This window comes from Olsenella phocaeensis, assembly GCF_048189965.1.
Lineage (GTDB): Bacteria > Actinomycetota > Coriobacteriia > Coriobacteriales > Atopobiaceae > Olsenella_I > Olsenella_I phocaeensis.
In genome coordinates this window covers 96,191-111,621 of the sequence record NZ_DBEZHV010000013.1, presented here as the reverse complement: position 1 = coordinate 111,621, position 15,431 = coordinate 96,191, and the positions used below count along the sequence as shown (strand labels likewise).

The following is a 15,431-nucleotide window of genomic DNA, read 5'->3' as shown; positions in this document are numbered from 1 at the left end:
TTGCTTAGCAACGAGGGAAGGAGGATGAATGGACGTTGACGCGATTTACGCAGCGCGAAGGGCCTCGGGCTTAACACTTGAAGAGGCCGCTTCAGCTTGCGGAATCACCAGGCAGACGTACCAGCTGCGAGAGAAGGCCCCGACCGAGTTTCGCATCGGTGAGCTCATCGGACTTCGCGCAAGCATGAACAAGACAGGTCGCAAGATTCTTCACGACGGCATGGTCAATATTTTTTTGGCAGATTAATTGCGTTAAACAGAACTATTCGCGCCATCCCCCGCGGGGGAGGGAGGGGAGGGGACATGGACGGCACGACGGGAGCACGCCCTGACGCCATCAACTGGCGCGTGGAGTGGACCGAGGACGCGAAGGCCTGGAACGCAAAGTCGTTCGAGGATCTCGGGCCTGCGCGGGAGTTCGCCAGAGGCCTCGACTCCGGGAACGAGAAGAACCCGAGGTTCGCGCTCTTCGCCCTGCGCATGTGTCTCGTGAGCACGTGCGACTTCATCGACCCGGACATGCCCGCCGGGGCAATCCGGACTATCTAACGATGCTGAACGTGCGCCTCGCGGAGGCGCGCATGACCAAGAAGGAGCTCTCCGAGCGGACCGGCTACGGCCGCACGTCCGTCTGGAAGTGGTCGACGGGCGAGGGCCATCGGCTGCAGGGCAAGGGACCTCTTCTCGGAGTGACGCCCCGCCGCCCCCGCCTGCTCGATTCGGAAGCCTTGAAAAGGAAGGGAGGCGATCTGCATGGCGACGGTCACGACGGCAGACCCGCTCGAGGAGCTGGTGAGCACCATCCAGGAGGGCGTCGACCGCTACAGACGGCGCATGGAGGAGAACCCCTACCCCTGCGGGAGCAGGGCGCTCGCCTTCGCGCAGGCGGCGGGTCTGCCCGCGCGGATGGCGTACACGGTGGCCGACACGGCCAGGTACACGGGCGTCCCCACGAGCACCATCCGCGACGAGATGAAGGCGGGGAGGCTCGCCTTCGTGACGCCCCCGGGCGCGGAGCGCAGGACCCTGATCAGGGTCGACGCGGTGGACGCCTGGATGGACGAGAGCCAGAGGTAAAGAGCCCGCGACGCGGGGCAACGCGCGCGGGCGGCGACGGAAGGGATGGGACCCATGTCAAGGCAAGTATCGCACAGGCGCGGGACACGAAGGGCCGACGCCTACCCGGTGGCGGAGCTCGCGGTCGCCCTCGCGCTCATGCTCGCGTTCCTCGTGGCCCTGGGGCTGGCGGGGACGTCGGACTACGAGAGCATGCGCGCCACGAGGGCGGCGGAGCCCGCGTGGGAGGTGGCGAGGTGAACAACTCCCTCGGGAGGCTCAACGAGGTCCTCTTCGAGGAGCTCGCGCGGCTCGGCGACCCGTCGCTCTCGGGCGAGGAGCTCAGGGCAGAGATAGAGCGCTCGCGCGCGGTGGGCAAGATCGCCCAGGCCGTCACCGCGAACGCGAACACGATCCTGAGGACGGCCGAGATCAGGGCCGAGTACGGGGCGGGGGCGGCGAGGCTGCCCGAGCTCCTGGGCGGGCAGTAGGGCCCGCCCTCCCCGCGCGCCCCCGCTTCGCCCGGCGGAACGCTTAGCCGCCCCGGGCGTCGCAAGGCGCGGTGGCCGCGGGAGCGAGCGGGACGAGGGGCGGCCGGGGGGCACTCCTTTCGCCCCCGGGCCGCGCCTGGCCGGGGGCGCGCGGGGAGGTCGGGACCAGGCGGACGGGAGGTCGGAGTGGCGAGGGCGAGGTGGACGGCGGAGATGGACGAGTTCCTCAGGGGCGCGTACCCGGGGATGACGGACGCGCGGGAGCTCGCGATGGAGCTCGGGCGGGACTTCGGCTGGGAGCCGTCGGTGCGCTCGGTGTACATGAGGGCGCACAGGCTGGGCCTCTCCAAGCGCCCCGTCGCGAACCACGACGGCAGGGCCGATCGGGAGGTGAGGTGGTCGCGGGAGCCCGAGATGGAGGCCTGGATGCTCGGGCACGACCGCGGGCAGAGGACCGACCTCCTCTCGGAGGCCTTCCGGGAGCGCTTCGGCTTCGGGCTCTCAAGGCACCAGGTGTCGCTCTTCCGCTCCACGCACGGCACGCAGACGCGGCGCAACCACGGCGGCGGTAGCCCGCGCAGGGCCGTCGGCGAGGTCCTCTGGAAGCGGGGCTACCCCTACGTGAAGGTCGCGGAGGACCCGGGCGTCCCCTGCACCAAGGACAACTGGAGGCCCGCCCAGGTCGTCGCCTGGGAGCGCGAGAGGGGCCCGCTCCCGGAGGGCCACGTCGTGCTCTTCGCCGACGGGGACCGCGCGAACCTCGGCCCCGAGAACCTGGTCGCCGTGCCGAGGGACCTCCTGGCCGTGATGAACAGCCTGGGCGTCGGCTGGTCGGACCGGGAGACGCTCGAGGCGTGCGCGGCCATGGCCCGCCTGCGCTCGAGGGCGCGCGAGCTGGAGAGCGGCGGGGCGCGCGCCTGCGCCGCCCGTGGGCGCGAGTTCGTGCCCACGGGCGGGCAGGCCGCCTACACGAGGCCGGTCAGGACCTGCCCCGTGTGCCTCGCCGCCGGCAGGCGCGCCCCGGGGAGGCGGGGCCGGTGACGGGGGAGCCGAGGATCAGGCACGCCGCGGACGGCACGCCCTACGTCAGGCCCTACCTGGGGACCAACCCCGTGACGGGCGAGCCGGTCAGGCCCTACAGGAGCTTCCCCGGCGCGACCGACGAGGAGGCCCTCGCCATGGCCCGCGAGTGGCTCATGGGCCTGGCGCAAGGGGGCGCCGCCCCCAGGGTGGGCGAGGCGCTCTCGCGCCACGTCGACGGCATGGCCGCCGCGGGCTCCCCCGCGAACACGGTGAGGACCTACCGGCGCTACGCCGCCTGGGCCGCCCCGCTCGCGCGCCTGCGCGTCGCCGACGTGACGCCCTGGATGGTGGACGAGCTCTACCGCCGCCTCCTCTCGGAGGGCCCGGCCGGCGGGGAGGGGCCGCTCTCGGCGAGCTCCGTCCTCGGCATGCACTGGTTCCTCTCCGGCGCGTGGCGGCACTTCCGCGCGCTCGGGCTCTGCGGGTCGAGCCCCGTCGAGGCGGCCACGAGGCCGACGCCGCCCAGGCGCGAGGCGGCGTCGCTTGACGCAGACGGCATGGCCGCGCTCTCGCCCCTCCTCGAGGCGGAGGCGCTCGGAGGCGGCGAGGGGGCGGCCGCGGACAGGAGGCGCGCCTGCGCCCTGGCGGCGTGGCTGGCCCTCAACGCCGGGCTCAGGTGCGGGGAGGCGTGCGGCCTCAGGAGGCGCGACGTGGAGTCGTTCCGCTCGTGCCTGCACGTGGCCGGCACGGTCGTGGAGGCGGGAGGCCCCGCCCGGCGGCAGGCCGACACCAAGGGGCACCGCTCGCGCAACGTGGCGCTCGCGCCCGCCGCGATGGGGGTCGTCCTCTCGTCCCTCGGGCGCACGGGCGAGAGGTGGGGCCGCTCGCGCTCCGCCCCCGTGGTCACCTGGGACGGCTCGTGGGCGCGGCCGTCGGCCGTCTCGCGGGAGTTCAGGGCGATCTGCGACGGGGCGGGGCTGCCCCGCTCGGTCACCTTCCACTCCCTCAGGCACACCCACGCCACGTGGCTGCTGCTCTCGGGGGCGGACCCCAAGGTGGTCTCGGAGCGGCTCGGCCACGCCGACGTGGCGACCACGCTCAGGATCTACGGGCACGTGCTGCCCGGCCGCGACGCGGCCGCGGCGGCGGCATTCCAGGACATGAGGACGAGGGCATCGGAGGACGGGCGATGAAGGTCTGCATACAGCAGGACATGTGGGACGTGGCGGCGAGGCTGCCGCGCGGGCAGAGGGACCTCCTCGTGGGCGCGCTCGTCGCCTACGGCTTCACGGGCGAGGAGCCCGAGCCGAGCGCGGAGCCCTGGAGCCTGCTCTTCGACGCCTTCAAGGGCAGGATCGAGATGAGCGCCAGGCGCTCGCGCAAGGGCGGCGACATGGCCGAGGCGCGCTGGGCCGCCACGGGGGGCGCGGGCGGTACGGACGAGCCGGAGGAGTCGCAGGTCGCGACGCATGCGCAGATTCGCGATGCTGCGGAGCAAGACAAGCATCGACAGATTCGCGATGCTGCGACGCCAGACGAGCATGAGCAGAAATGCCGTACTGAGAATGAGAATGAGACTGAGAATGAGAAAAGAGCCCCCCTAACCCCCCAGAGGGGGGAGCGCGAGGTCCCGCCCGGCGTGGCGGAGGCCACGGGGCGCTTCGTCGCCAGGCTCAACGCCGCGACGGGGGCGTCGTACCGGGCGGACTCCCGCGCGACCAGGCGGCTCGTGGCGGCGCGCCTGCGGGAGGGCTACGACGCCTCCCAGCTCGAGCGCGTCGTCGACAACATGGCCGCCCAGTGGTCGGGCGACGCCCGCATGAGGCAGTTCCTGAGGCCGTCCACGCTGCTCAGGCCCGGGAACTTCGAGGGCTACCTCAACGCCGCGCCGCCCGGAGGGGCCAGGGCCGCCCCGGACTTCTCGGAGTTCGAGGGCCTGGGGGAGCCGTGGGTGCCGCTGGGGGAGGAGGCGTGCGATGAGAGGCCTGCGTGAGCTGTTCGAGCGGCACGGCGGCGAGATGCCCGAGGGCGGGTTCTCCGCCGAGGAGGTCTGGGAGGCGAACCGCGCCACGAGGGGTGAGTACGCGCTGGCGGTCGAGGCCGAGCGCGAGGCCAGGCGCGCCGCGCTGGCCCGGGACTCGGGCGCCAGGCGCGACGCGGAGGCCGAGGCCCTGAGGTCGGCGATGGTCGCCGCCGGCGTGCCCGAGCGCTTCCTCGGGGTCCCGGCCGACCTCAGGAGGGTGCCGGCGATGGCGAGGGGCCGGGGGCTCTGGCTCTACGGCGACAAGGGGACCGGCAAGACCCACTCGGCCGCCGCGGCCCTGAAGGGCTGGGCCTCGTCGGGGCGCGGGGCGCGCTTCGCCCCCTGCGTGGCCATGCTCGCCGACCTGCGCGACGCCATGGGCGAGCACCGCGAGAGGCAGGCCACGGCGGCCTACGCCAGGACCCCCCTGCTCGTCCTGGACGACCTGGGCAAGGAGGCCCCCAGCCAGTGGGCGCTCGCGAAGCTGTTCGAGGTCGTGGACGCGCGCTACTCGGCGCGCCTCCCGACCGTGGTGACGAGCCAGCAGGACCCCCGGGCCATGGCGGAGCGCCTGGCGTCGAGGGGCGACCAGGAGACGGCCGCGGCCATCGTGTCGCGGCTCAGGGGCTCGTGCGACCTGGTGCGCACGGGCGGGAGCGACAGGAGGGCGAGCGGGGATGCGTGAGCTGGACGCGAGGGAAGGGGCGACCCTGCTGCTGCGCGCGGCGAGGGCGGTCCGCGAGAACAGGTGCGACGCCTGGGGCGCGATGCTCGCCGCCGCGGAGCGGATGGGCGTCGGACTCGGGGGCAGGGGCTTCGTGGCCGACGCCCTGGCGGACGCGCTGGAGCTCGTGGCGGGCGAGAACGGGCTCGCATGCGCCGCGCGGGACGACCGGGACTCGAGGAGGCGGCTGATCGCCGAGGAGTGCCTGCGCGAGTACTCCGGGGCGGACGCCGGGACGGCGGAGGGCCGGGCCATGGTGGCGGACCTGCTGGCCTGCGTGCGCGAGGTCGGCGGGGTGCCGGGCGGCTGGGGGCCGACCGGCCAGGGCGCGGCGCGGGCAGGCTCGAGCGAGGCACTGGCCGAGGGGGACGAATGAGACCGACTGACGGCATGACCCTGCGCGAGCTGCGCGCCTACGCCGTGGAGCACGACGTGACCCTGGGCTACGTGACGCGCAAGGCAGACGTGGAGCGGGAGATACGCATCTACGCGACCGGGGGCTACGGGAGCTTCACGGACGAGGAGCGCTCGGCGTTCCGGGAGGAGGGCCGGCGCGGCAAAAGCGTGCGGTACGTCCCAGAAAAGACCTGCAGGATGGCGGAACACAGCGACTTGCAGCCACGCGGCTGGTACATCCACTACTGGGAGTGCAGCTATTGCCACGCGCACTACCGCGACAAGGACATGCCGCGCTTTTGTCCCAACTGCGGTGCCCGCGTCCTTGGCGGCGATGCCTCGTGACCCGCTCGGACCTGGGCTGGGGCCTGGGCGCGCTCGTGGGGCTGCTCATGGCCGTCGTGCTCGCGCCGGTGTGGGTGCCGCTGTCCGCCTGGGACCGAGCCCGCGGGAGGTGGTCGGGGAATGTCCGCTGACCCCGGGCTCTACCGCGACGCGCGGGAGCTCTTCGAGGCGGCCGCCGAGGCGTCGAGGGACGCCCGGCGGCTGTCCCTGCGCCTGCAGGGGATGGCCGCCAGGGAGGGCGTGCGCGCCCAGTCCTACGCCGCCCGCGGGCGCTCGGGCTCCGTGGGAGGCGGGATGTCCGCCACCGAGAGCAGAATCGACTGGGAGGCCGCGCACGAGGCTCGCCTCAGGGAGGACTACGAGCTCGTGGACCTCGCCTTCGTGATCTGCTACGGCACCGACGGGACGGGCGGGGTCCGCCGCCTCCTGGGCGGCGAGTACGCCGACGCCCTCTGCATGCACTACGTCGACGACATGCCCTGGGAGACCGTGGCGCGCAGGCTCGAGCTCGCCCCCTCGACCGTCAGGACGCGGGCGAACGTGGCGCTCGACTCGATAGACACGGTCGGGTACGAGCTCGCGATCGAGGGGGTGTGGGAGTGAGGGGCTGGTGCGGAGCCCTCACTCCCTGAACCTCGAAAGTCCGCTCGCATAGTAGATTCCGCCACTAGGGGTCCGCTCACCGCTGCCGATTACCAGACAGTCAAGAACGAAGGCGGTGAGCGCCCTTTGGTATGCGTCCAACTTTTCCTCGCCGCAGCTGGCAATCTGCTGGACGATGTCCGCCATGATCTCCTGAGAACAGTCGACGGTGGCGTCCTCGTCGACGAAGAACTTCATCAGGGCCATGAGCACGACGATGGCGGTTCGCTTGTTGCCGTCTGGGAAGCAGTGGTCCTTCGCGATGAGTGTCGACAGCTTGACGATCTGGCCGACGCAGCTATCGCAGGGGTACTGCCCGAAGTGAGAACAAAGCGATGCGGTGACGGCTGACTCTATCGCCCCCTGCGTCTCCGGACTGTCTGAGATGGCAAGAGATTGTGATCCATTCCCATGGATGATGCCGCTGTATATCTGCATGATGGCCTCGACGAGGGCCGAGGCCATCTCGGGAGAAAGGTCGACGGGGCGGTTCCAGTCCTCGGTCACTTGTCGGCGAGTATCTCTAGGGCTCCTGCCCAGTCGGAGCCAACCCTCCCTATGGCATCGGTGAGGGTGGGGCTTCCGGTCGGCGTCTCGACGCCATCGCGGGAAGCGAGAATGTCGGCGTCGGTAATGAGCGAATGGGCTCCGTCCCTGTCATAGGAGCTGCCCCATGCTCCGCCTGCCCTGTGGCTGAAGCTCATCAGGTCGATGGCGGTGAGCGCGCCGTAGCGCTCCCACGTCTCGTCGGCGGCCATGGCGGCATCCATCGGGATCGTCATGCTTTCGGGGCAGAGGACCGCCCTCCCACCGTTCGTCTGGAAAGCCCGGTAGACGGACGGGATGACGGGGCCGTACGGCCATGCCTCCACGCCCTCGGCAAAGAGCTTGACGCCCCTGCGGAGGGCATCCGCATAGGCGAAGTAGACGAGCTTGTTGAGCTTCATGTTCGTCAGATAGTCCTCGGTACCGTGCCTGACGATCAATGCGTTCGCGATGTCCAGTGCCCTCATGCCGGTACCTCCCCTCGAACGTGTTCGTCTGATGCCATCATACCCGCGCCCCGGGACTTGTCGCACCCGCAAAGCCATGTGTGGCAGAACCGTGGCAGCGGGCGGGCGCTCGTCCTCGGGTCCGTCGCCGGGAGATGGCGAGGTCGGCGGCGGTTTCCGCCCCCGCCTGAGCGCGTCCCGCGCAGATAAGAAGTAATTATCTGCGTGACTTGGGAGCGTGAATAACCGCGCCCGAATATTAGCTTTCGGCAGATATCGGCGTCGTTCGGCGCCCGTCGGCGGCAATCGGCGCCCGTCGGCGCATTTCGGCGGCAATCGGCGTCGTTCGGCGGCCGTCGGCGGCCCATGGCGTGATATACGTATGGTGCGCAAGCAGGCGGGGCCGCAACTCCAGGGGTGCGGCCCCGCCCTCCGTTAGTTGACCAGGGGGGTGGTGCGACCCCTCCAGCATGCCGGGGGGTGTCCCATGGGGCGGAGGGGGTCGGCGGCCTGGGAGCGGGTGCGCCGGGCGGCGTTCGCCCGTGACAAGGAGCTCGGCGCCCGCTGCTGGATCTGCGGCAGGCGCATCGACTACTCGCTCGGCCTGAGCTCGCGCACGGGGACCCCAGACGCGTACGAACCGGACCATTATCTCGACGTTTCGCGCCATCCCGAGCTCGAATATGAGCTGTCCAACATCAGGCCGTCGCACTGCCGATGCAACCGCGCCCGAGGAAAGCGAGCGTCGACGAAACCGCTGGGTATCGCCTCGCGCGAGTGGTAGGGGAGGTAGGGGGTTGGAATCTTGGAGATTCCCGACCGCCGACGCTCTTACCCGGCAGCATTCATTTCCCCCCGACGAAGGGAACCCAAAAATTCCCCACGGCACCGTAAGGGGGCGAAAGTGGCCAAGAGCAAGAGGGAGGGTGACATCGCCCAGCTCCGCAGGAACGCGAGCTTCATCGCAAGGAAGCTCGCCAGGCTGCGCCGCGAGCTCAGGGACCAGTCGCCCTACATCAGGGAGGTCGTCGGCGACAGGACGCCGCACGAGGTCACGAGGCGCAACCCCGCGTTCGACGCCTACGAGTCGCTCCTGCGCGAGTACCGCGGCGCGGTCAGGCTCCTCTCCGACATGGAGGGCGTCGCCGCAGGCGACGCGGAGACGCTCGACGGCATGATGGGCGGGTCTCCGCTGAGGCGCTAGGGGGTGTCGTTGGTTGCGCAGGGGCAACACGGAGCCGCGCGTCCTCACGCCGCCGCTCCGCGAGCTGGACGAGGACACCTCGCTCGGGTTCGACGTCATCAGGTTCGCCGAGAGCGTGCTGCGCGTCGAGCTGCTCCCGTGGCAGAGGTGGCTGCTCGTCCACGCGCTCGAGATCGAGGGCGAGTTCGGCGGGGACTGGCGACTGCGCTTCACGGTGGTCCTCGTCCTGGTCGCCAGGCAGAACGGCAAGACCACGCTGATCGTCGTCGTGACGCTGTACTGGATGTTCATGATGCGCTGCGCCCTCGTCATAGGCATGGCGCAGGACCTCACCCGATCGGGGGACACGTGGGACGCGACCGAGCAGATGGTGGACGCGACCCCGGCCCTCGCCAGGGAGAAGGTCAAGGGCAAGCGGGGCAACAGCGGGCGCGACCTCGTGCTCTCGGGGCACAGGCACTACGTCACCAAGCCGCCGACGCGCGGGGCGGCCCGCGGACCCTCCGCGCAGCTGGTCATCATGGACGAGATGCGCGAGCAGCAGACGTGGGACGCCTGGGACGCGGTGAGCGACACCATCCTCGCCCAGAGCAACGGCCTCATCTGGTGCGCGTCCAACGCGGGCGACGCCCTGAGCGAGGTGCTGCGCGCCAAGCGCTACCAGGCCCACAGGGCCCTGGGCGACCCGGACGGCTGGTGCAAGGCGGTGGAGACGCCCGCCCTCGCGTCGATGGCCGACGCGCCGACCATGGCGGTCTTCGAGTGGAGCGCGCGGCCCGACCGAAGCCTCTGGGACGTCGACGGCTGGTGCGAGGCCAACCCGTCGCTCGGGTACGGCTTCCTCACCGAGCGCAAGCTCCGCGCGTCCATCTCGGGCAAGACCGAGGCTGGGGCCCGCACCGAGAACCTCTGCCAGTTCGTCGTGACCATGGCCAGGAGCGTCTTCCCCGAGGGATCGTGGGAGGCGGGCACCGACCCGGCGTCCGAGATCGCGCCCGACTCGCCGCTCTGGTGGGCGGTCGACGTGAGCGCCGACCGCATGCATACGGCCGTCGCGGTCTGCGGCCTCCGGGCCGACCGCACGTACCACGTGGAGGTGGTGGCGCACAGGGCCGGGCTCGGCTGGGTGACAGACTGGCTCCGCGAGCGCGCCGACCCGGCGAGGCCGTGGCGGATCGCGTACCAGGGCAAGGGCGCCCCCGTCACGTCCATGGCCGACGTGTACGGCCAGGTGGACGGCGTCGAGATGGTGCCGGTCACCGGCTCGGACGTCGCTGCGTTCGCCGGGCGCTTCTGGGACGGCGTTGCGGCCCTCGACCCCGGCCGCGGGGACGGCGGCAGCGACGCGGCGCCCGTGTTCCACCGGCCCCAGCCGGTGCTCGACCTCGCGGCGAACGTCGCCGCCACCAAGCCGCTCGGAGACGGCGCGTGGGCGTGGGACCGCGCGAGGAGCAAGGAGGACGTGTCCCCGCTCGTGGCCTGCTCCATGGCCTACGGCTTCGCCACGTGGGCGAGGCAGGACGAGGGCGCGGGGAGCGCCTACGAGGATGAGGGACTGCTGGTCATATGACCCGCCGCCCTAGCCACTGCGGCGCTCCATGTCCTCCCGTATGAGCCGCTTGATGTACCCGGCCTTGTTGGGCTGGGCGCAGAGCCACTCCCAGAGGTCAGCATCGGCAGGGTAGAACCTCGCCACGGCGGCCTTGGTGCTCTCGCGCTTGTACTTGGCGTCCGCCCTCCTCTGGGCGTCAGACACGGCCATCAGCGCCTCCTTCCGTCTATGAACCTCGCCACGATCGCCACGATCGAGAACGCGACGATCCACTTCGCGAACGTGAGGATATCTTCCATGCCCTTGCCCCCTAGTCGTATAAGATGGGAGGGGAGGGGGCCGAAGCCCCCGCCCCGCGCCCTACCGCATGTGCTTTGGCTGGCCGTCGCGGTGGGGCCGCTCGTCAATCGCCTTCGCGACGTAGTGGACCACGAGTCCCGCTATCACCGCGATGGCGATTTCCTTTATCTCTTCCAAGTTGACCACCTCCTCTCGTCTCTTGTTGGCCCTATTATAGGATTCACCCTATAGATTGTCTAGGGGGAATCCCATATTTCTTAAACATTTTCCGCAAGTAGGGCCATCCGCGAGGGTGGCCTTTCCCATGCCGAAGGAGGGCGCCGATGGCGAACGCGCTCATGCGCCTCTTCCGTCGCGGCCCGCGCTGGGAGCGCGTGGCGGGCCCCCGCGCCACCGCGGTGCTGGGCAAGACGCCCGGCCAGGTGTACCGCGAGCAGCCAGCGCTCAGGGCCGTGGTTGGGTTCCTCGCCCGCAACGTCGCGGCGACGCCGATCAAGGTCTACGAGCGCAGGGGCGACAACGACCGACCGCGCGACGTGGCGAGCCAGCTCGCGCTGCTGCTGACGCGGCCCAACGCCTCCGTGACCACCTACGAGCTCGTGCGGGCCACCGTGTCCGACATACTGATCTACGGCTGGGCGCTGTGGTACGTCGTGCCGAACGCGGACATGGAGAGCGGGTGGGAGGCCACGCGCGTCCCGCCCGAGTGGGTCACGCAGCCGTACACGAAGGACGGCTTCGAGCCGTCCAGCTGGCTGCTGCAGGTGCCCCAGGCCGGCCGCGCGCCGGTGCGCATACAGGCGGCGGACTGCGTGCGCTTCGCGCTCTACGACCCCAGCGACCCCATCAGCCCCGCCTCGCCCGTCGAGGCGCTGAAGCTGGTCCTCGCAGAGCAGATAAGCGCCTACGACTACCGCAACAAGGTGTGGCGCAACGGGGGCCTGGTCAACCGCTGGATCTCGCGCGACAGGGAGGCCTCGTGGTCCCCCGGCGCCCGCGAGCGGTTCGCGAAGGACTGGAAGGAGCGCTTCTCGGGCGCGGACGCCACCGATACGGGCGGCACGCCGCTGCTCGAGGACGGCATGCAGCTGCACGACGCGCAGCTCAACGCCCGCGACGCGGAGTGGGCGCAGGCCACGACGCTCGCCCGCGAGGACGTCGCCGCCGTCTACGGCGTCAACCCCTCCATGGTCTGGCACAACGACACGCAGACGTACGCGAGCGCCAGGGACAATGCCCGCGCGCTCTACGCGGAGACACTCACGCCGTACTTCGACCTCATCCAGGAACGTGTGAACCACCAGCTCATGGACCTGCTCGGCATGGACGCGACGCGCCACTACGCGGAGTTCGACCTGCAGAGCAAGCTGCAGGCCTCGCCCGAGGACCTCCTTCCCACGCTCGTCTCCGCGACGGGCCGCCCGGTGCTCCTCACCGACGAGGCGAGGGCCATCCTCAACCGCCCCGCTCTGGGCGGGGCCGCCGCCGAGCTGGCGACGCCGCTCAACCTCCTGCTGGGGGACGAGATGGCGCAGGCAACCGACGCGGGCGCGCCGGGCGAGGCGTCGCGCGCCGCGCCCGCCAAGTCCAAGGGGTGGTCGGCAAAGAGCCACCAGCGCGCGGACGCGGCGGGTGCGGCCCTGCTCACGTCCACGCTGACGAGGTTCTGGGACCGCCAGTCCAAGAAGGTGCTCCCGGCCATCGACAGCGCCAAGTCGCGCGGGAGGCTCGCGAAGGCCGACGGCGACCCCGACTGGTGGGACGCCGAGCGCTGGGACCGCGAGCTCTCTGCCGACCTCCGCCCGATCATGCTCGAGCTCACCAGGCACAGCGGTCGGGCCACGCTCCGCGACGTCGGGATGGACCCGGACGGCTACGACAGCGACCGCACCGTGAGCTACCTCAAGGCGATGTGCGACGGCAGGGCCAAGGCGCTCAACGCGTCGATGCTCCGCCAGCTCCTGGCGTCTCTCGACGTCGACCCCGAGGAGGCCGACGAGGACGTGGCCAAGGACAGCCCGAGGGGCGTCTACGACAAGGCGAAGTCCAGCGGGGCGGCCCGCGCAGGGCTGACGCTCGCCACGACTGCGGCGGTGTGGGGCTGCAAGGAAGCCATCGGACAGCGCGTCCCGGCCTCGGAGTTCGAACGCCGCAAGACGTGGGTTCACGCCGGCAGCGGCGAGGCCAACCCGCGCGACGAGCACCTCGCCATGGACGGCGAGACGGTGGGCTACGACGAGCCGTTCTCCAACGGGGCCCACTGGCCACACGACGACTCGCTCACGGCCGAGGACACCTACGGATGCCAGTGCGAGGTCGAGATAAGCATCTACAGGCGGTGATCGCGTGATACACGTCATCCTCGGTCCGCCCTGCGCGGGCAAGTCCACCTACTGCCGAGAACACGCGCGGGACGGGGACGTGGTGGTTGACTACGACGCCCTGGCCGACGCGCTGGGCAACCGCCACCCGCACGAGGCGCGCGGCGAGGTCAGGGACGCCGCCTTCGCCGCCCGCGCGTCCGTCATAGAGCGCGCCCTCGCAGGCGGGGGCGGGGACGCCGACCACTACGTCATCCACACCTCCCCGTCCGAGGGGCAGCTCGCCGCATACGAGGCCGCGGGCGCGGACGTGGTGACGCTCGACCCGGGCATGGACGAGTGCCTCAGGCGGGCTGGCGAGGACGGGAGGCCCGCGCGCACGGCCCAGGTCATCCGCGAATGGTACGAGCGACAGAAAGCAGGCAAGATGCACAGGCACAAGAGCTTCGACGTGAAGGCGGACGGCGCGTCCGACCTCGGCGAGGGCATCATCGAGGGGTACGCCGCCACCTTCGACGAGGACGTGCCCGACTCCTACGGCGACGTGATCAAGGCGGGGGCCTTCTCGCGCACGCTGAGGGAGCGCGGCGAGCGCCCCATCCCCTTCCTCTTCGGCCACGACGTGAGCCAGCCCGAGAGCAACCTCGGCGCCGCCACCGCCCAGGAGGACGAGCACGGCCTGAAGTTCACGGCGAGGCTCGACCTGGACAACCCGAAGGCGGCCTACACCTACAAGCTCTACAGGGAGGGCCGCATCTCGCAGTTCTCCTTCGCCTACGACGTGCGGGAGCAGGCTGAGGTCACGCTGGACTCTGGCGTCAAGGCCAACCAGCTCATAGACCTCGAGCTCTTCGAGATCTCGGCGGTGCCCATCCCGGCCAACCCCAACGCGCTCGTCACGGACGTGAAGGCCTCAAAGTACGGCAGGCGCAAATCCAAGGCGGACGAGGGCCAGCTGTCCCGGCTCCGTGACGCCCTCGCGGGGGCGCTGGAAATCGTTGACCAGCTCATCGGCGACGAGGGGCAGGCCGAGGGCACGGAGGAAGGCGACGAGGACGGCGGCGGCGCGCAGGCACAGGGCGCGCCGGACGATGACGCCAAGGCGCTTGCCGACGTGGCCGCTAAGTACGCGAGATTCATCGACTAGAGAAAGCAGGTAACGCATGGCTACCATCCGAGAGCAGTTCGAGCAGGCGAAGGCGGACTTCGCCGCCGCCTTCAAGGCGGGCGACGCCGCCAAGGCCAAGGAGGCGGGCGAGCTCGCCGAGAAGTACGAGCACATCGTGAAGATGGCCGACGAGAAGGGGGCGCTGCTCCACGGCGACGGCGCGGGCGAGCGCGGGCACGACGCCGCCAAGGGCTTCGGCGAGTGGGCCGTCAAGTCCATGGACCTCGGCGCCTTCTCCGGCAAGGGTCAGGCGTCCGTGGCCACCGCCGACGGCTACAAGGCCGCGACCGACTCCCACACAAAGCCCGCGGGCGCGGCAGGCTTCGACACCTTCTACGACACCAACCTGGTCACCGGCGCGCGCCGGCGCCTGCAGGTCCGAGACCTCTTCGGCGAAGAGTCCCGCGACGCGACCTCCATCCAGTACCTGGTCGAGGGCGCGCTCGAGGGCGACACCGGCATCTCCGCCGAGGGCGAGGCGGGCCACCAGTTCCACTTCGGCGACAAGACCCCCAAGAACGCCGCCCTGAAGAAGGTCTTCGGCATCTTCAAGGAGAGCTGGGAGATCACCCAGGACGAGGCGTGGCTCGCCACCGCCATCCAGAACCGCGGCGTCTACACCCACGACCTGAAGGTCGAGGACACGCTCGTCTCCGACCTCGGCGGAACGTCCGGCATCCTCGCCGCCTCCGCCAAGGCCGCGACCCTCGCAGACGACATCTTCGGGGCGATCAGCTCGATCGGCCAGGCGTCCCCCTTCATGGCCGACGCCGTGGTGCTCAACCCTGCTGACTACAAGGCCCTGCGCCTGCAGAAGGACACCAACGGCCAGTACATGGGCGGCGGCTTCTTCACCCCCGCCTACGCCCAGTTGGGCGCCGTCCAGCTCTACCCCGACGTGTGGGGCATGACCACCGTGGTCACCCCCGCCGTCGCGGCGGGGACCGCCTACGTCGGCGCCTTCAAGCAGGGCGGCTCCGTCTTCACCAAGGCGGGCGACGGCCTGCGCGTCGAGGTCTCGAACTCCGACAAGGACGACTTCGAGCACGACCTCGTGGCGGTCCGCGTCATCGAGCGCCTCGCGCTCGCCCTGCGCTACCCCGCCGCCTTCGACAAGCTGACCATCGCCGCCGCCTAGTCATGACACCAGCCGGGCCGCCCTCCGGGGCGGCCCCACGCACGAAGCCAGGAGGT

Annotated in this window: 22 protein-coding genes; 19 read left to right on the top strand and 3 right to left on the bottom strand. The window is 70.7% G+C overall.

The genetic code is table 11. The features are described 5' to 3' along the window. The first annotated feature begins 28 nt into the window (after positions 1–28). The 13 genes from ACMPH2_RS07020 to ACMPH2_RS06960 all read left to right on the top strand — a co-directional run bounded on the left by ACMPH2_RS07020 (position 29) and on the right by ACMPH2_RS06960 (position 6,661). Positions 29–247, top strand: a complete 219-nt coding sequence (locus ACMPH2_RS07020; protein WP_417119034.1) for a helix-turn-helix domain-containing protein — start codon at positions 29–31, stop codon at positions 245–247. A gap of 56 nt (positions 248–303) precedes the next feature. After that, positions 304–549 carry a hypothetical protein gene (locus ACMPH2_RS07015; RefSeq protein ID WP_417119033.1) on the top strand — a complete coding sequence of 82 codons (246 nt, stop codon included), beginning with the start codon at positions 304–306 and terminating at the stop codon, positions 547–549. 204 nt (positions 550–753) lie between these two features. Next, positions 754–1,077 (top strand): helix-turn-helix domain-containing protein, encoded by a 324-nt coding sequence (locus ACMPH2_RS07010; protein WP_417119032.1) that lies wholly within the window; start codon positions 754–756, stop codon positions 1,075–1,077. Between the two features lie 54 nt (positions 1,078–1,131). Next, complete coding sequence (locus tag ACMPH2_RS07005) at positions 1,132–1,317, top strand: hypothetical protein (RefSeq protein ID WP_417119031.1); 186 nt, start codon at positions 1,132–1,134, stop codon at positions 1,315–1,317. Next, positions 1,314–1,547 carry a hypothetical protein gene (locus ACMPH2_RS07000; protein ID WP_417119030.1) on the top strand — a complete coding sequence of 78 codons (234 nt, stop codon included), beginning with the start codon at positions 1,314–1,316 and terminating at the stop codon, positions 1,545–1,547. Before ACMPH2_RS07005 ends, ACMPH2_RS07000 begins: the two co-directional genes overlap by 4 nt. 186 nt (positions 1,548–1,733) lie before the next feature. Further along, a complete protein-coding gene (locus tag ACMPH2_RS06995) occupies positions 1,734–2,588 on the top strand; it encodes an HNH endonuclease signature motif containing protein (RefSeq protein ID WP_417119029.1) in 855 nt (284 codons plus the stop codon). Continuing rightward, the gene (locus ACMPH2_RS06990; protein ID WP_417119028.1) at positions 2,585–3,763 is read left to right on the top strand and encodes a tyrosine-type recombinase/integrase; all 1,179 of its coding nucleotides are present in this window, start codon (positions 2,585–2,587) and stop codon (positions 3,761–3,763) included. Before ACMPH2_RS06995 ends, ACMPH2_RS06990 begins: the two co-directional genes overlap by 4 nt. Then, on the top strand, positions 3,760–4,563 hold the full coding sequence (locus tag ACMPH2_RS06985) for a conserved phage C-terminal domain-containing protein (RefSeq protein WP_417119027.1): 804 nt from the start codon (positions 3,760–3,762) through the stop codon (positions 4,561–4,563). The genes ACMPH2_RS06990 and ACMPH2_RS06985 overlap by 4 nt, the downstream gene beginning before the upstream one ends. Further along, positions 4,547–5,278 (top strand): ATP-binding protein, encoded by a 732-nt coding sequence (locus ACMPH2_RS06980; RefSeq protein WP_417119026.1) that lies wholly within the window; start codon positions 4,547–4,549, stop codon positions 5,276–5,278. Before ACMPH2_RS06985 ends, ACMPH2_RS06980 begins: the two co-directional genes overlap by 17 nt. After that, positions 5,271–5,693: a hypothetical protein gene (locus ACMPH2_RS06975; RefSeq protein WP_417119025.1), complete on the top strand. Its 423-nt coding sequence runs from the start codon at positions 5,271–5,273 to the stop codon at positions 5,691–5,693. The genes ACMPH2_RS06980 and ACMPH2_RS06975 overlap by 8 nt, the downstream gene beginning before the upstream one ends. Further along, complete coding sequence (locus ACMPH2_RS06970; protein WP_417119024.1) at positions 5,690–6,058, top strand: hypothetical protein; 369 nt, start codon at positions 5,690–5,692, stop codon at positions 6,056–6,058. Before ACMPH2_RS06975 ends, ACMPH2_RS06970 begins: the two co-directional genes overlap by 4 nt. Beyond that, complete coding sequence (locus ACMPH2_RS06965) at positions 6,055–6,189, top strand: hypothetical protein (protein WP_417119023.1); 135 nt, start codon at positions 6,055–6,057, stop codon at positions 6,187–6,189. Before ACMPH2_RS06970 ends, ACMPH2_RS06965 begins: the two co-directional genes overlap by 4 nt. Further along, entirely contained in the window at positions 6,179–6,661 is a 483-nt protein-coding gene (locus ACMPH2_RS06960; protein WP_417119022.1) for a hypothetical protein, read from the top strand. Before ACMPH2_RS06965 ends, ACMPH2_RS06960 begins: the two co-directional genes overlap by 11 nt. An 18-nt stretch (positions 6,662–6,679) precedes the next feature. Here the strand turns inward: ACMPH2_RS06960 and ACMPH2_RS06955 are convergent, their stop codons facing one another. Both ACMPH2_RS06955 and ACMPH2_RS06950 read right to left on the bottom strand, forming a co-directional pair. Then, a complete protein-coding gene (locus tag ACMPH2_RS06955; protein ID WP_417119021.1) occupies positions 6,680–7,207 on the bottom strand; it encodes a Fic family protein in 528 nt (175 codons plus the stop codon). Next, positions 7,204–7,713: a Panacea domain-containing protein gene (locus ACMPH2_RS06950; RefSeq protein WP_072500614.1), complete on the bottom strand. Its 510-nt coding sequence runs from the start codon at positions 7,711–7,713 to the stop codon at positions 7,204–7,206. The genes ACMPH2_RS06955 and ACMPH2_RS06950 overlap by 4 nt, the downstream gene beginning before the upstream one ends. Before the next feature lie 466 nt (positions 7,714–8,179). Between ACMPH2_RS06950 and ACMPH2_RS06945 the strand changes: the two genes are divergently transcribed. From ACMPH2_RS06945 to ACMPH2_RS06935, 3 genes are all read left to right on the top strand, one after another. Then, positions 8,180–8,476: an HNH endonuclease gene (locus ACMPH2_RS06945; RefSeq protein ID WP_072500613.1), complete on the top strand. Its 297-nt coding sequence runs from the start codon at positions 8,180–8,182 to the stop codon at positions 8,474–8,476. A gap of 120 nt (positions 8,477–8,596) precedes the next feature. Beyond that, positions 8,597–8,896 (top strand): hypothetical protein, encoded by a 300-nt coding sequence (locus ACMPH2_RS06940; protein WP_072500612.1) that lies wholly within the window; start codon positions 8,597–8,599, stop codon positions 8,894–8,896. Positions 8,897–8,909: 13 nt separating this feature from the next. Continuing rightward, on the top strand, positions 8,910–10,466 hold the full coding sequence (locus ACMPH2_RS06935; protein ID WP_417119020.1) for a hypothetical protein: 1,557 nt from the start codon (positions 8,910–8,912) through the stop codon (positions 10,464–10,466). A 9-nt stretch (positions 10,467–10,475) separates the two neighbouring features. On the opposite strand, the gene ACMPH2_RS06930 is transcribed toward ACMPH2_RS06935, so the two are convergent. Further along, positions 10,476–10,658: a hypothetical protein gene (locus ACMPH2_RS06930; protein WP_417119019.1), complete on the bottom strand. Its 183-nt coding sequence runs from the start codon at positions 10,656–10,658 to the stop codon at positions 10,476–10,478. 413 nt (positions 10,659–11,071) lie between these two features. Here ACMPH2_RS06930 and ACMPH2_RS06925 point away from each other — a divergent pair, with 413 nt between their 5' ends. Genes ACMPH2_RS06925 through ACMPH2_RS06915 form a run of 3 tightly spaced genes read left to right on the top strand, consistent with a single transcriptional unit; the run spans position 11,072 to position 15,375 of the window. Further along, a complete protein-coding gene (locus tag ACMPH2_RS06925) occupies positions 11,072–13,090 on the top strand; it encodes a phage portal protein (protein ID WP_417119018.1) in 2,019 nt (672 codons plus the stop codon). Positions 13,091–13,094: 4 nt separating this feature from the next. Further along, complete coding sequence (locus ACMPH2_RS06920; RefSeq protein ID WP_417119017.1) at positions 13,095–14,216, top strand: HK97 family phage prohead protease; 1,122 nt, start codon at positions 13,095–13,097, stop codon at positions 14,214–14,216. Between the two features lie 16 nt (positions 14,217–14,232). Then, positions 14,233–15,375, top strand: coding sequence for a phage major capsid protein (locus tag ACMPH2_RS06915; RefSeq protein WP_417119016.1), 1,143 nt, complete (start codon positions 14,233–14,235; stop codon positions 15,373–15,375). The last annotated feature ends 56 nt before the right edge of the window (positions 15,376–15,431 follow it).